The organism is Streptosporangium sp. NPDC004631 (genome assembly GCF_053601935.1).
Map to the genome: position 1 here is coordinate 82,477 of NZ_JBSGCR010000003.1, position 14,541 is coordinate 97,017.

At 69.5% G+C, this 14,541-nt stretch carries 14 protein-coding genes; 5 read left to right on the forward strand and 9 right to left on the reverse strand.

From position 1 onward, the window contains the following. Positions 1-27 precede the first annotated feature (27 nt). Positions 28-1,299: a glycosyltransferase gene (locus ACWEF2_RS03720; RefSeq protein WP_453811575.1), complete on the reverse strand. Its 1,272-nt coding sequence runs from the start codon at positions 1,297-1,299 to the stop codon at positions 28-30. Positions 1,300-1,424: 125 nt separating this feature from the next. On the opposite strand from ACWEF2_RS03720, the gene ACWEF2_RS03725 reads away from it, so the two are divergent. Then, the gene (locus ACWEF2_RS03725) at positions 1,425-2,033 is read left to right on the forward strand and encodes a TetR/AcrR family transcriptional regulator (protein ID WP_453811577.1); all 609 of its coding nucleotides are present in this window, start codon (positions 1,425-1,427) and stop codon (positions 2,031-2,033) included. On the opposite strand, the gene ACWEF2_RS03730 is transcribed toward ACWEF2_RS03725, so the two are convergent. Genes ACWEF2_RS03730 through ACWEF2_RS03745 form a run of 4 tightly spaced genes read right to left on the reverse strand, consistent with a single transcriptional unit; the run spans position 2,027 to position 5,832 of the window. Next, positions 2,027-3,073: an ABC transporter ATP-binding protein gene (locus ACWEF2_RS03730; protein ID WP_453811578.1), complete on the reverse strand. Its 1,047-nt coding sequence runs from the start codon at positions 3,071-3,073 to the stop codon at positions 2,027-2,029. The genes ACWEF2_RS03725 and ACWEF2_RS03730 overlap by 7 nt on opposite strands. Beyond that, positions 3,073-3,846, reverse strand: coding sequence for an ABC transporter permease (locus tag ACWEF2_RS03735; RefSeq protein ID WP_453811580.1), 774 nt, complete (start codon positions 3,844-3,846; stop codon positions 3,073-3,075). The genes ACWEF2_RS03730 and ACWEF2_RS03735 overlap by 1 nt, the downstream gene beginning before the upstream one ends. Beyond that, on the reverse strand, positions 3,839-4,714 hold the full coding sequence (locus ACWEF2_RS03740; protein ID WP_453811581.1) for an ABC transporter permease: 876 nt from the start codon (positions 4,712-4,714) through the stop codon (positions 3,839-3,841). The genes ACWEF2_RS03735 and ACWEF2_RS03740 overlap by 8 nt, the downstream gene beginning before the upstream one ends. Then, a complete protein-coding gene (locus tag ACWEF2_RS03745) occupies positions 4,711-5,832 on the reverse strand; it encodes a polyamine ABC transporter substrate-binding protein (protein ID WP_453811583.1) in 1,122 nt (373 codons plus the stop codon). Before ACWEF2_RS03745 ends, ACWEF2_RS03740 begins: the two co-directional genes overlap by 4 nt. A gap of 361 nt (positions 5,833-6,193) precedes the next feature. Here ACWEF2_RS03745 and ACWEF2_RS03750 point away from each other — a divergent pair, with 361 nt between their 5' ends. Together ACWEF2_RS03750 and ACWEF2_RS03755 are read left to right on the forward strand one after the other, a co-directional pair. Next, positions 6,194-7,144: a hypothetical protein gene (locus ACWEF2_RS03750; protein ID WP_453811585.1), complete on the forward strand. Its 951-nt coding sequence runs from the start codon at positions 6,194-6,196 to the stop codon at positions 7,142-7,144. 72 nt (positions 7,145-7,216) lie between these two features. Further along, positions 7,217-8,203 carry an SIS domain-containing protein gene (locus tag ACWEF2_RS03755; RefSeq protein ID WP_453811587.1) on the forward strand — a complete coding sequence of 329 codons (987 nt, stop codon included), beginning with the start codon at positions 7,217-7,219 and terminating at the stop codon, positions 8,201-8,203. Here ACWEF2_RS03755 and ACWEF2_RS03760 read toward each other — a convergent pair. Together ACWEF2_RS03760 and ACWEF2_RS03765 are read right to left on the reverse strand one after the other, a co-directional pair. Continuing rightward, complete coding sequence (locus ACWEF2_RS03760; protein ID WP_453811588.1) at positions 8,181-8,828, reverse strand: DUF742 domain-containing protein; 648 nt, start codon at positions 8,826-8,828, stop codon at positions 8,181-8,183. The genes ACWEF2_RS03755 and ACWEF2_RS03760 overlap by 23 nt on opposite strands. A 3-nt stretch (positions 8,829-8,831) precedes the next feature. After that, positions 8,832-11,561: a nitrate- and nitrite sensing domain-containing protein gene (locus tag ACWEF2_RS03765; protein ID WP_453811590.1), complete on the reverse strand. Its 2,730-nt coding sequence runs from the start codon at positions 11,559-11,561 to the stop codon at positions 8,832-8,834. A 760-nt stretch (positions 11,562-12,321) separates the two neighbouring features. Between ACWEF2_RS03765 and ACWEF2_RS03770 the strand changes: the two genes are divergently transcribed. Beyond that, positions 12,322-12,570, forward strand: coding sequence for a hypothetical protein (locus ACWEF2_RS03770; protein ID WP_453811592.1), 249 nt, complete (start codon positions 12,322-12,324; stop codon positions 12,568-12,570). A 17-nt stretch (positions 12,571-12,587) separates the two neighbouring features. Continuing rightward, entirely contained in the window at positions 12,588-13,532 is a 945-nt protein-coding gene (locus ACWEF2_RS03775) for an ABC transporter substrate-binding protein (RefSeq protein WP_453811594.1), read from the forward strand. A gap of 69 nt (positions 13,533-13,601) precedes the next feature. Here ACWEF2_RS03775 and ACWEF2_RS03780 read toward each other — a convergent pair whose 3' ends face one another. Both ACWEF2_RS03780 and ACWEF2_RS03785 read right to left on the reverse strand, forming a co-directional pair. Next, entirely contained in the window at positions 13,602-14,159 is a 558-nt protein-coding gene (locus ACWEF2_RS03780) for a GTP-binding protein (protein WP_355595750.1), read from the reverse strand. A 10-nt stretch (positions 14,160-14,169) separates the two neighbouring features. Next, positions 14,170-14,532 carry a DUF742 domain-containing protein gene (locus tag ACWEF2_RS03785; protein ID WP_355595561.1) on the reverse strand — a complete coding sequence of 121 codons (363 nt, stop codon included), beginning with the start codon at positions 14,530-14,532 and terminating at the stop codon, positions 14,170-14,172. Positions 14,533-14,541: the final 9 nt, after the last annotated feature.

The following is a 14,541-nucleotide window of genomic DNA, read 5'->3' on the forward strand; positions in this document are numbered from 1 at the left end:
CCCTCGTGGTGATGGTGCGAAAAGTCGTCAGGCCCCGGCCCGCTCGATCAGGTCGGCCGCCCCGCGCAGGCCGTCGCGGCGGCGGATCTCCTCGCCGGCGGCGGCCAGGCGCTCACGGAGCCCGGTGTCGCCGAGCAGTCTGTCCAGCGCGCCGGTCAGCTCCTCGTCGGTGAACGTGTAGGTGGCCAGGCGCACGCCGTAGCCGAGCTCGTCGATGCGCTGCGCGTTGTCGTACTGGTCCCAGAAAAGGGGCAGCAGGACCATCGGCTTGCCGAAGTGCAGCGCCTCGGTGACGGTGTTGTTGCCGCCGTGCGTGATGACCAGGTCCACCAGCGGGATGATCTTGGTTTGCGGGACGAACTCGGCGCCCCACATGTTGTCGGCGAGCTTGATCTCCTCGTGCAGCGGACCCTTGGAGACGATGAAGCGGTACGGGGTGGTGGCCAGCACGTCGATGACCCGCCGCATCAGCGAGACGTCCGCCGAGCCGAGGGAGCCGAGCGAGAAGTAGATCAGCTCGCCCTCCCCGCCGGCCAGCGACGCCGGCACCTCGAAGCCGCCGTCGGTCTCGCGGACCGAGGAGTCCAGGCGGTGCCAGGTGTCGCCCAGCGGCCGGGCGTCGGCGTAGTCGGCGATCTCCGGGAAGACGTACATGTTCAGGTCGCCCCGGTGGATGAAGTCCAGTTCGGGCAGCGGCCCGGCGCCCTGGGCGACGACCCACTCGTTGAAGGCGGTCCAGATCTCACGGTGTGTCCGGTCGTACTCGGCGCGGAAGGCGCCCCACTCGGACCGGTCGCCGGCGGGCAGGCCGGAGAAGACCGGGGCCACCCCCTCGCCGCGCACCTCCAGCGGGTTGCAGGAGACGATCCGGACGAACGGCTTGCCCGCGGTGAGCAGCGCCGGGAAAGTGATCACATTGTCCTCGACGATCACGTCCGGCTGAACGCGCTCGACAATCGCCTTCAACTGCGGCTCGCAGTACTTCGCGCCCTCGATGAGCGCGTCCCAGATCGGCTTGGTCACCGTCTCAAGCTGCTCCAGGGTGGACTTGCGATATTCCGGGGCGGTGTCCCGGATGAAGTCCTTCCAGAACTGGCCGGCGTCCTGCTCCTCCTCGGAGGGCGGGGCGAGGTCGACGAGGTCCTCCTCGAATCCGAGGGCGGCCAATTTCCCCTTCCAGGAGGCTTCAGCTGCGAAAACGACTCGGTGCCCGCGCTTGCGAAGAATGTCACCGATGCCGATGCAGTTGTTCGTCGGCCCGTAGGCGCTTTCCGGCATGAACAAGATCGTGAGAGACATGACGCCTCCATGGTCTGGTGGTTGACGACTTTGAAGAGGGGTTCAATTCCCGGTCTAGCTAAAACCCTGAAAAACGGTCACTATGGACCCCGGCAGAGAGCGTGGCCTTCAACAAGTAGGGGATTATGACGCGCAAGAGGCGGGCGGACCGGCGCCTGGATCTCATCGCAGCCGCACACCGGGCGATCATCCGGCACGGCACCGAGGGGGTGCACCTCAACCATGTCGCCGAGGAGGCCGGTCTGACCTCCGGCGCCGTGCTCTACCACTATCCCCAGCTCGGCGAGTTGCTGGTGGACGCCCACCACGCCGGGATGGAGCGCTTCTACGAGCAGCGCCTCAAGCGGATCAGCGGCATGCGCGACCCCGTGGAGAAGCTCGTCGTGACCATCCGCTCGGGCCTGCCCCACGGGCCGGACGACCCTGACGTGCGGCTGCTCAACGAGCTCGGCGGGGCCGCGTCCCGCAACCGGATGTACGCGCTGCTGCTCACCACGCTCTACGACCGCCAGGTCTCGCTCTACCAGAGCGTCCTGGAGACCGGAGCCGCGCTGGAGATCTTCGAACTGTCCGGCGACTCCCTTGTCATCGCGCGCAACCTGGTCGCGCTTGAGGACGCGTACGGCTACCGCATAACGGCCCGCCACCCGGTGATCGGCCCGGATGAGGCGGTGGAGCTGATCCTGGCCTACGCCAGGACCGCCACCGGCAACCCGCTCAAGACGTCTCATTGAGGAATCAGCACCCCGTCCTCGGGGGCCCAGGTGAGGGCCACCGAGGACCCCACCTCAACCTGGGTGGCCCCCTGGGTGGCCACCAGGATCGGGGTCGGGTGCCCGGCCACGAGGACCGAGATGTGCGAGACGCCGCCGTAGAAACTGACGTCGGCGACCTTCCCCCGCAGCACGCCCTCGCCCCGCGCCGGCGCGTCCCCGCCGGCCAGGCCGAGCCGCTCCGGCCGTACGGCCAGCAGCGCGGACGCCCCCTCCGCCAGGTCCGACACCCCGGGAAGCACGCCGAGCCCCTCGCAGGAGAGCCCGCCGGCGCGCACCGTGCCCGGAAAGAGGTTGCTTGCCCCCACGAACCCGGCGACGAACGGGGTGCGCGGCCGTTCGTAGAGCTCCACCGGCGCGTCCACCTGCTCCACCCGGCCGGCGTTGAAGACGGCGATCCGGTCGGCCAGCGACATGGCCTCCTCCTGGTCGTGGGTGACCACGACGAAGGTGATGCCGACCTCGTTCTGGAGTCGCTTGAGCTCAAGCTGCATCTCCGCGCGGACCTTCTTGTCCAGGGCGGACAGCGGCTCGTCCAGCAGCAGCACGCGCGGACGCTTCACGATCGCGCGGGCCAGCGCGACCCGCTGCCGCTGGCCGCCGGAGAGCTGCTGCGGTTTGCGGGTGGCCATGGCGTTCAGGCCGACCTTCTCCAGGACCTCGGCGACCCGCTCGCGGATCTCGGTCCTGGGCAGTTTCTCCCGTTCCAGGCCGTAGGCGACGTTCTTGGCCACGGTCATGTGGGGGAACAGCGCGTACGACTGGAACATGAGGTTGACCGGGCGGCGGTGCGCGGCCCGGCCGAGCAGGTCGGCGCCGTCGAGCGTGACGGTGCCCGAGTCGGGAAACTCGAAGCCCGCCAGGATGCGCAGGAGAGTGGTCTTGCCACAGCCGCTGGGGCCGAGCAGCGCGAAGAACTCGCCCTGCCGGATCTCCAGGGAGACCTCCGACAGCGCCATGACGTCGCCGAACCGGCGGCTGACACCTGTGATCTGCAGCATTAGGACAGCGACTCCGTCAGTCGGGTCATCCGCTGGGCCACGATCACCACGGTGAAGCTCACGGCCAGCAACAGGGTCGCCAGCGCGTTGATCTCCGGGGTGACCCCGAAGCGGACCATTGAGTAAATGACGATGGGCAGGGTCGGCGTGGTCGGCGCCGCGGTGAAGAAGGCGATCACGAACTCGTCGATGGAGAGCGTGAACGCCAGCAGGGCACCCGCCGCGATACCCGGTGCGAGCTGGGGCAGCGTGACACGGACGAACGTGGTGAGCGGCGTCGCGCCGAGGTCTCTGGACGCCTCCTCCAGGGAGGTGTCGGACTGGGTGAGCCGGGTGCGGACCACCGCGGTCACGAACGCCATGCCGAACACCGTGTGGGCCAGCAGCACCGAGTACAGGCCGAGGGTCATCTTGACCGCGGCGTAGAACACCAGCAGGCCGATGGCCAGCACCAGGTCGGGCAGGATGGCCGGCAGCACGCCGAGCGCGTCCAGCAGCCGTGACCTGGTGTGCCTGGTGAGCCCGACCGCCAGCAGGGTGCCGAGCACGGTGGCCAGCGCCGTGGATCCGGCCGCCACGACCAGCGTGTTGAGCAGGCCCTCGCGGATGGCCGCGTTTCCGGCGAGCTCGCCGTACCACTTCAGGCTGAGGCCGGTGAAGGAGTAGGGCGACCTGCCGGAGTTGAACGACATGACGACGAGCACCAGAATCGGCGTGTAGAGGAACACGTAGGTCGCCCAGAAGGGGACGTACAGCAGGGGGGATCTACGCACGGCGGGCACTCCATGCCTGCAGGAGGAGCAGGACGATCAGCATGGCGAGCAGCGCCAGCGTGAGAGCGGACCCGAACGGCCAGTCGCGTGCCGTGAGGAACTGGTCCCTGATCAGGTTGCCGACCATGATCGAACGGCCGCCGCCGAGAAGTTCGGGGATGACGAAGTTGCCGAAGCTCGGCACGAAGACGAACATGCAGCCGGTGAGGACGCCCGGCAGGGTCAGCGGCAGCGTCACCGACAGGAACGTGCGGGCGGGCCTGGCACCGAGGTTGGCCGAGGCCTCGCGGAGCTGCGGGTCCAGCCTCTCGATCGCCGCGTACAGCGGGAGCACCATGAGCGGCAGGTAGGAGTAGACCAGGCCGGTGACGATCGTGCCGTCGTTGTAGAGGAACTCGAACGGGCCCAGGCCGAGCTTTCCCAGCGCGCTGTTGACCAGTCCCGGACCGCTCAGCAGCACGATCCAGGCGTAGATGCGGACCAGGAAGTTCGTCCAGAAGGGCAGCACGATCGCGATCAGCGCGATCGTCTTCCACCGCCGCGGAAGCCCGGCGATCAGATAGGCCGTCGGGTAGCCGGCCAGGATGGAGATCAGCGTCGCGGCGGTGGCCAGCTTCAGCGAGCCGAGCACGACGTCGAGGTAGAGCGGGTCGAACAACCGGGTGAGGTTCTCCCCGGTCAGGTCGTGGACGACACCGCCGAAACGCCCCCTGCGGAAGAACGAGTAGCTGAGGACCAGCACCAGCGGGATCAGCAGGAAGGCGATCAGGTAGGTCAGGCCCGGCCCGAGAAAGAACAGCCGCCCCAGCACACGTGACCGGCGGGACCGCGATCGCACGGTCCCGCCGGAGACGGTGGGGTCTGTCACTTCGCGGCCTTGACCTCGGTGGCGAGTCGGGTGAACTTGGTGGAGTCCTCACCCAGGTCGACGATGGACTCTCCGGCGAGCAGCTGCGAGGGGGTCATCCGCAGCGGCGCGTTCTTCTCCTTGAGGTCTGCGGGGAGGGCGTCCATGGCGGCCTTGTTCGGGACCTTGTAGAGGATGTTCCGCGCGGCCCAGCTGTGGATCTCCGGGTCCAGGATGAAGTTGATGAACGCGTGCGCGGCCTCCTTGTTCTTGGAGCCCTTCAGCACGACCATCGTGTCCACCCAGAGGTCGCTGCCCTCCTTGGGCACCGTGAAGGCGATGTTCTTCTCAGTCGTGGGGCACCAGCCGTCCCATGCCTCGACCATCACGGCCTCGCCGCTCTTGAGACGGTCGCCGAAGGTGACGTCGTCGTAGCCGAGCAGGTTCGGCTTGGCCGCGATCAGCTTCTCCTTGACCTTGGCCAGGTCCTCGTCGCTCCTGGTGTTGACCGACATGCCGAGCGCCTTGACGGCGGGCAGGGCCAGCCAGCGCTCGGTGGTCATCATGGTGACCTTCTTCCTGGCGTCGGCCGGCGGGTCGAGGATGTCGTTCCAGCTCGTCGGCGGCGTCTTCACCAGGTCGGTCCGGTAGCAGATGCCGGTGGTGCCCCAGGTGTAGGGGACCGAGAAGGCGTTGCCCTTGTCGTAGGAGAGTTCCTTGGCCTCGGGGTAGAGGTTGACCAGGTTGGGGATGAGCTCGGGGTGGATCGGCTCCAGCAGGCCGGCCTCGTTGAGCGCCTGGGCGTACTGGCCGGAGACGAAGGCCACGTCGAGGCCGGTGTCGGCTCCCCCGGTCAGCTTGCCCATGATGATCTCGTTGGTGTCATGGAGCGTGATCTTGACGTCGACCTTGAGCCTGTCCTTGACCCGCTTGGGCAGGTCCTCCGGGGTGTAACCCGGCCAGACCGAGATGGTCAGGCCCTGCTTGGACAGGTCCGCGTTCGGGTTGAGCTGAGCGGCGGGAGCACTGGCGGCGGAGTCCGCGTCGGTGGACCCCCCGCCGCAGGCCGAGACCGCGAGCGCGAGACCGGCCACCAGGGCGGCAGCCGGCAAGGAACGGGGGTACCGGGCACTGAACACGGCCGCTACTCCTTCTGAATTCAGCGTAAGTGGGGCAGACCGGCCGTTACGGACACGGCAGACCAAATCAGGAGTGTTGCAGCCAACCATAACTTGGGCAAGACTTTGCGCGACATCACCCATGGAAAGTTTGGTTAGACAGTTGAGTCAAGATTCAATATGGAACCGGCTCGACACCGTGCCACATGCCGGTGACGGGCGGACCAGCGAGCTTGTCAACGCCCTTACCTGTGATGTTCCCGCTCCGTTCACCGTCCGCCGATTCCATCCACTCCCCGCGACCGCGTCCGCAGATCTTTCAACCGGAGTTCAACTAACCGCTTCCCCCGGAACCTCTCGCCCCGGCGAACGGGGGTTCGACGTGGACCAGACCAATCGCTCCGTGGTGGTCGGCGAGAGCGTGGTCGTCAAATGGCTCACCCCGCCCGCGCCGCTCCCCCAACCGGCTCCCGACGTGTTCGCCCACCTCACCTCGGTCGGCTTCACCGCCACCGCCACGCCGTACGCGGCGATCTCACGCCGCCGCCGAGACGGCGACGGTGATAACGGTGAGCTGCTGCTCGCCCTGGTCACCGCCTATCTGCCGGGGGCCGAGGACGGCTGGAAGTGGTGCGTGGACGAGGCCGTGTCCGGCGGCACGGGTTTCGCCGCCGACCTGGGCTCCCTCGCCGCCGACCTGCACGCGGCGATGGCCACGCCGTCCACGACCTTCCCCGACCCGGTACGGCACGCGCCGGCCCACCGGGGACCGGGACCGGCCCCCTGGGCGGCCCGCGCCGCGGACGCGGTGGACGAGGCGCTCGCGCTGACCGGCGGCCCGGACGGCGAGTGGCTCTCGGCCCACGCCGCCGAGCTCCGCGCCGAGCTCACCGCACCGGCCCTGGCCGAGGCCACCGCCCTCATCCGCATCCACGGCGACCTGCATGTGGGCCAGATACTCCGCCTGCGGGGCGGCTACGCGGTGATCGACTTCGACGGCAACCCCACGGTCCCCGGAGACGGCCCCTTCCAGCCGGCCGCCCGGGACCTCGCACAGCTCACCACCAGCCTCGAACACGTCGGCCAGGTCGCGATCAAGCGCCGGGGCGCCGCCCCCGCCCGGATCGGGACGTGGGCCGCCGCCGCCCGCGCCGCCCTGGAGACCGGCTACCTGGCCCGGCTGGCCGAACTCGGCCACGGGGCCCTGCTGGACCGTTCCCTGATCCGCCCGTTCGAGATCGAGCAGGAGTGCCGGGAGCTCGTCTACGCCGCCCGGCACCTTCCCCGCTGGCGCTACGCCCCGATGGGCGTCCTGCGGTCCTGGTATCCGTGACCGAGCGCCGGCGCCCGGACCGGCGACCCCGGCCTGAAGGGGACCGGCACCCCAACCCGAAGGAGAGAGAAAGTGGATCCCGAGCTGTACCTCGCCGACCTGGAGGCCAAGCCCGCCTCGCTGACCGGCCTGGCGGCCACCCTGGAGGGCGGCGACCCGTTCGCCGCCCTCCCCGACGACATCCGGCGGGTGGTCCTCCTCGGCATGGGCAGCTCCCGGTACGCCGCCGGGGCCGTCGCGCTCCGCCTGCGGGCGGCGGGTGTGGACGCCGTGGCCGAGTACGCCTCGGCCTCCGTCTCCTCTCCGGCGAGCCCGGACACCCTGGTCGTCGCGATCTCCGCGACCGGCGGAAGCCGGGAGACCCTCGACGCGGTCGCCCGCCATCGCGGCCGGTCCTTCGTGCTGGCGGTGACCAACAGGGCCGGTTCGGCGATCACCGAGGGCGCCGACCTGGTGGTGCCGATGCTCGCCGGCGAGGAGCGCGGCGGCGTGGCCTGCCGGACCTTCCAGCACACCCTGGGCCTGCTGCTGGCCCTGCGGAACCGTCTCACCGGCGCCGATCTGGACGTGCCGGCGCTGCTCCGCCGTACCGCCGAGGCAACCGACGACCTGCTGGAACGCCGCGAGCGGTGGCTGGAGGCCGCGGCGGCCCTGCTCGACGGCCCGGACGGCGTGTACACGATCGCCCCCGCAGAGCGCCTCTCCTCCGCCGAGCAGTCGGCGCTGATGTTCCGCGAGGGTCCCCGCAGGGCGGCCGACGCCTGCGAGACCGGTGACTGGTCCCACGTGGACGTCTATCTCACCAAGACCCTCGACTACCGCGCCCTGCTCTTCCCCGGCTCCCGCTACGACGAGCAGGCCATGGAGTGGATCCGGCGGCGCGGCTCCACGGTGCTGACCGTCGGCGGCGAATCGCCCGGCGCCGGGGGCGCCGTCCGTTACCGCCACGACGACGATCCCGGCGTCGCCCTGCTCACCGAGACCCTGGTGGCCGAGTTGATCGCCGCCCGGTGGTGGTCGGACCACCACCGGGCGGTCACAGCCGGTGCAGGCCGCTGAGGACGCGTTCGAGCAGTCCGAGATCGGGGCCGTTCCCGTTGAGGCGGGGCTGGTGGACCCGGACCAGCCCCTCGGACTCCATGTCGGAGATCAGGACGCGGACCACGCCGAGGGGGATGCCGAGCAGAGCGGAGATCTCGGCGATCGAGCGGACCTGGCCGCAGAGCTCGTTGATGGCGCGATACTCCCGGACGTAGGACAGGCCGAGCCCCGCGGAGGTCGTGGAGGAGACCAGGGCCTCCATCGCGAGCCGGCTACGTGGCACGGTCCGCCCCCCGGTGACGGTGTAGAGCCTGACCAGCGAGCTCTCCTCCTCGTACGGCTCGTCGTCCGGCTCGTCGTCCGGTTCCTCCTCCGGCTCGCCGGGCGGCCCACCGTACGACGGTTCGTACAGCCACTCGTACGGTGAGCGCTCGTCCTGCGACGTCCCGTAACCGGAAGATCCGTTCCCCGGCGGGCCATACCCCGCCGCCCCCTCCCGCGAGGGGTCGTAACCCGCGGTTCCCCCCTGTAAGGGGCTGTACCCCGAGGGCAGGTTCCCCGACGGGCCGTACCCCTCGAACCCGCCCTGCGGCGCGCCGTAGCCGCCCTTGCCGCCCCAGCCGCCCCGGTGTTCTCCTTTCACGGCTCAGCTCTCCCTCTTCGGGATCTCGTTACGAGCCCTGCGCACGCCCTGCTGGAAGCTCGCCAGCCGGCTACGGGCATGCTCCGGCGTCATGCGGACCGGAGGGTGCTCCGGCTGAGGCGAGTCGGAGGCCGCCGAGCCGGGAACCAGGTTGGCCCTCGGAGTGCGTTTGGGCAGTCCCGCGACGGTCGTCCCACCGAGCACCGGGGCGCTCACGGCCTGAGCGGCCTGCCAGCCGCTGTCGCCCGGGGACGACCACGGGGCGGGCTCGGACGTGACGGAGGTGGAGTCGCCCGGACGTTTGGGCTCTCCGGGCCGGCCGGCGTCCCCGGCGGAGTCGGCGATGCGGAACCAGCCCGACTCGACCGAGGCGAAGATCGGCAGGAACTCCTCCCCCGGATCCAGCGCAGAGGTCCCCACCCCCGGCAGCGATTCGGCGACGTCGGGGGTGGGCGGCCCCGGGACGGAGGGACGGCCGAGCGGTCCCGGAGACGGCCGGTGGGCCGGGCCCTCCTCCCTCCGGGGGGATCGGGAGGGCCGGTCGTCCTGCCGGGAGGGGGTGTTCTGCCGCTTCGGCAGCGTCCCTCGCTCGCTCTTCCTGACGGGCCGCTCGGGCCTGGTCTGCGACGGTACGGCGCGTGTCCGCCGTGTGGCGGACACCGACAGGGCGGGGAGCGTCGGCGCCGTGGACTCCGACGGCGCGGGCGCGCCGGAGTCGCCCGGGAGCGCCGGACCGGCCGTGCTCCCCAGCTCGCCGGTCGCCGGGGGCCTCCCGCCGGTCGCCGGGGAGAGCCTGCCGGGCTGCGTGGCCCCGCTGAGCTGGGGGGCGCCGGTCTGGGACGCGGCGGAGACGAGGATCGCGTCGGGGAGCAGGACCATGGCGGTCAGTCCGGTCTCCTGGGGACGGAGCCGGACGCGGATGCCGTGTTTGAGCGCGAGCCTCCCCACCACGAACAGGCCCATGCGACGGGCGACCGAGGCGTCGGCCGCCTGCGGGTTGGCCAGCCGCCAGTTCACCCGGGAGAGCTCGTCGGGCGGTATGCCGATGCCCTGGTCGGTCACCAGGACCATCACGCCCTCGCCCTCGACCGGGCTGCTGGCGACCGCGACCTTGCTCTCCGACGGGGAGAACGACAGCGCGTTCTCCACCAGCTCGGCGAGGAGATGGACCACGTCGCTCACCGCGGGCCCCACGACGGCGACCTCGGACTGCATCCGGGTCACCACCCGCTCGTAGTTCTCCACCTCCGACAGCGAGGCCCGGACCACGTCCATCAGCTCGACCGGCCGGCGCCTGCGTCGCGTCACCTCCTGACCGGCGAGGACGAGCAGGCTCTCACTGTTGCGGCGCATCCGGGTGGCGAGGTGGTCGAGCTTGAAGAGGTCGGCCAGCCGCTGGTCGTCGCGTTCCCCGCGCTCCAGCCGTTCGACCAGGGAGAGCTGGCGCTCCACCAGGGTCTGGCTCCGGCGGGAGAGGTTGACGAACATCGCGTTGACCGTGGTGCGCAGCCTGGCCTCGTCGCCCGCCAGCCGGACGGCCTCGCGGTGGACCTCGTCGAAGGCCCTGGCGACCTCGCCGATCTCGTCGCGGGACAGGACCCCGATCGGGGCCACGTCGGCGACGATCTCACCGTCGCGCGACTCCCGGACCTGCTGGACGTAGGCGGGCAGCCGCTCCCCCGCGACCTGCAGCGCCTCCCTGCGCAGCCGCCGCAACGGCTTGACCAGCGAGCGGGCCACCCCCGTGGTGATCAGCAGCACGATCAGCAGCAGGCCCACGACGGCCGCGGCGACCAGCAGGGCGTGGGTCTGCTCGGCCCGGCCGAGTTCCTCGCTGCGGGTGACGATGGCCTGGGTGTGCCGCCGTTCGACCTCGCGCATTCGGTCGATCGTGACCGTCACCGCGCTGTACCACTCCTTGGCGTCGTCCTTCTTCGACCGGTCGAGGCCCTTCAGCGAGGTCCCGGAGTCCGCGCGGAGCAGGACCAGTTCCCGCAGGAACTCGGCCCGGTCGGCGGTCCGGCCGTTGACGGTCTCGTCGAAGAGGCGGCGCTCGGCGCTTCCGGCCTCGGCGATGAAGGTTCTGCGCTCGTTGCGCTCGGCGGAGATCGCGCCGAGGAACCTCTCCATCTGCTCCTGCCCGAACCGGCCTGCGACCAGGACCGCCGAGAGCAGCGCCCGCTGCGTGGAGAGGGCGTCCTTGGCGCGGGCGAGCGCCCTGAGCGTCAGCGCCTGGCTGAACAGCACGTCGTCGTCGCTGCCCTTGCCCAGCTCGTCGTGGAGGGAGAGCAGGTCGTCGATCACCCGGGAGTAGGCGTCGATGGCCGCGTCGGAGAGCAGCGACGGTCCCAGCACCTGCTGCCGCAGCGGCCCGAGTTCCTCCAGCCGGGTGAGCACGGTCTCGATCCCGTCCCAGGTCCGGCCGGTCACCGTCTGCCTGAGCAGGGCGCCGCTCTCGCGGACGTGCGCGGCCGCCGTGTCCACCGCGTTCATCTGCTGCCGTATGGCCTGCGCCTCGTTTTCCGGGCGGCCTCGGGCGATGTACCAGGCGGTGCGGTCACGCTCCTGGGCCAGCTCGTGGGTGAGCGCGCCGATGTGGTCCGAGAGCCGGGCCAGTTCGTTGACCTGCTGGTACTCGGTGGCGGCGCGCATCGAGGTGAGGACCTGGAGGCCGCCGAGCAGTACCGCCGCGGCCGTGGGAACCACGATGAGCGCGATCAGTCTGGAGCGCACTCGCCAGTTCCGCAGGCGAAAGGCGCTTCCTACATCGTGGATTTTGTGTGTACTCACCGAACGCTACCTCTCGGTGCATGAACCCTCTGCCCGAATTTCCTGGTTCCCGGTAATTCGAGCACATCTCAACGCGCAGGGCCAATCGAACAGATATCCACAAATACCCACTTATAAGGCAATAAGGGGTAGGAACGGGGGTTCCACTTTAGGGGCGGAGCCTCCCGCGCGGACACCCCCTAACACCATCAATCATTCATGGGTGCGTATGACCGTTTACATCGGTCCAGAGAAATACACGGAAGGTAACGTACCGGAAGCGCGACGTTCTCTATGGGGCAGATCATTGTGATTCATGATATTTCCCCCATATCTTGGCTCACTGTGTCCGTAGCCTCACCAAATCCGAGCGTCCCGCTCCGGAGGAGACAGTGGCCGCGTCCGGCGCCGCCGCGATCGAGGTGCACGGACCGCGGAAGATCTCCGGCCCCCGTCCGGCGACCACGTGGCCGGCCGCACCAGGAACATTCCCCCTCCGCGGTCGAGGTCGCGCGCTCCTGCGACCCCGCCGGCCGGCGGCCGCCTCCGGGTTCTCCCGGCGCGCCGGCTCCGGCATGGGCCTCGCCGCCGGGGTGACCGCCGTACTCGCCGGAACCATGTTCGGCCGAGTCACCCGGGGGCCGGCGGGCGCCCGCCGCCCGCGAGGTTCCGCAAGGTCTTCCCGCACGTCTTCCTGGAAGTTCTCGCGAAAGAAGAGGATCGCATGAGGATCGGACGTAGAGTCCGCCCGCCCGCCGGGGTTCCGGCACCCGCACCGCCGGTCGCGTACCGCGGCGGCGGAGCGGAGACCGGCACCGGCCCGGCGCCGCGGTCCGCGACCGGCGGCGGCACGGCGTGGACGGTGGACGGACATCCCGGCGTCGCCGACCGCGACATGGCCGCGGACCAGGCCGTCCGGAAGCGGATCGAGGCCGGCGAGGCCGTCCGGACCGCTTGGATCACCCCCCGATGACCGATCGGCCACCACCCATGAAAAGATCGCTGAAAAGGCGGCTCGCCGGCGCCTGCGCGGTACTTCTCCTGCTGTCCGCCTGCGACAGGCAGCAGGAGGGACCGGCGGAGACCGGCGGCGGCACCGTGAGGATCGCCATCACCTCAGAGGTGGGCTACCAGGCGAGCGCCACGGTCCTGAGCCAGTTGCTGCAGGAGCACCTCGGCTACGCGGTGCACAAGGTAAGACTCACCGAGACCCAGTCCTGGAAAGGCCTCGCAAAGGGCACGGTGGACGTCATCGTCGAGAACTGGGGCCGGGAGGCGGAGAAGAAGACCTACATCGAGGAGAAGAAGGTCGCGGTTTCTGCCGGGAAAAACGGCAACAGAGGTGTTATCGGATGGTACATCCCTCAGTGGATGGCGGAAAAGTATCCCGGCATCACCGACTGGCGGCGACTCAACAAATACGCCTACCTTTTCAAGACCGAAAAATCAGGTGACCTCGGTCAACTTCTCGACGGCGATGCGTCATACGCCACCAATGACGAGGCCCTGGTGCGCAATCTCCACCTTGACTACAAAGTGGTGTACGCGGGAAGTGAAAAGGCCCTGATAAAGGCGGCGAAGTTGGCGGCCGAGCGGCGCACCCCGCTTCTGCTGTACTTCTATGAACCGCAGTGGCTGTTCACCGAGATCAAGCTGGCCAAGGTCAGCCTTCCCCCCTACTCGATCGGCTGCGACGTCGTCCCCCGGAAGGTGGCGTGCGACTATCCGCCCTACCTGCTCGACAAGATCGTGAGCAAGAGGTTCGCGGCCACCGGCGGCAAAGCCTACGAGCTGGTCAGGAACTTCTCCTGGACCAACGCCGACCAGAACGCGGTGGCCAACGACATCACCAACAACGGCATGACCGCGGACCAGGCCGCCCGGAAGTGGATCGAGGCGAACAGGATCGTGTGGAAGGACTGGATGCCGGGCTGACACCCGTCCGCGCCACCGCCCCGCCGGCATCCCGGCGGGCCGCCGCCCGTGCCCGGTGAGGACCGCGGCTCAGGTGGACATGCCGTAGGCGGCGCGGACCCGCAGGACGTACTCGACCAGCGTGATCAGCGTGCTCTTGACGGACTCACGGGAGCGGGCGTCGGTGCGCACGATGGGAACGTGCGGGGCGAGCGCCAGCGCCTCCCGCACCTCGTCCTGCGCGTGGATGAAGTGCCCGTCCCAGCCGTTGACGCCGATCACGAAGGGGAGTTTGGCCTCCTCGAAGTAGTCGATCGCCGGGAAGCCGTCGGCCAGCCGCCGGGTGTCGACCAGGACCACCGCGCCGATCGCGCCGCGGACCAGGTCGTCCCACATGAACCAGAACCGGTGCTGGCCGGGGGTCCCGAACAGGTACAGGATCAGGTCACGGTCCAGCGAGACACGGCCGAAGTCCATCGCGACCGTGGTCGTCACCTTGTTCGGGGTGAGACCGAGGTCGTCGATGCCGGCGCTGGCGTCGGTCATCACCGCCTCCGTGGTCAGCGGGAGGATCTCCGAGACGGCGCCCACGAACGTGGTCTTGCCGACGCCGAACCCGCCGGCAACGACGATCTTCGTCGACGTCAGGCCGCTATGGTTAGAGCCTGCGTAGTCCACTGAGAACCCTTTCGAGCATGTTGAGGTCTGGTTGTCCCTTGTCAAGGCTCGGCTGGTGCAGCCGGACGAGGCCCTCGTCGGCCATGTCCGCCACCAGCACGCGGGCCACGCCGAGCGGGACCCTCAGCAGCGCCGAGATCTCGGCGACCGACCGGAACGACCGGCACAATCTGATGATGGCGTCCTGCTCGGGGGTGAGCAGGACCAGCTCCTCGTCCCTGATGAACGAGGAGGAGACCAGCGTCTCCATCGCCATGTGATAACGCGGCTCGGATCGGCCGCCGGTGACCGTGTAGGGACGGAACAGGGGCTCTTCATCCCCGGTTCCGTCACTTCCGAGCACAGCCCTCTC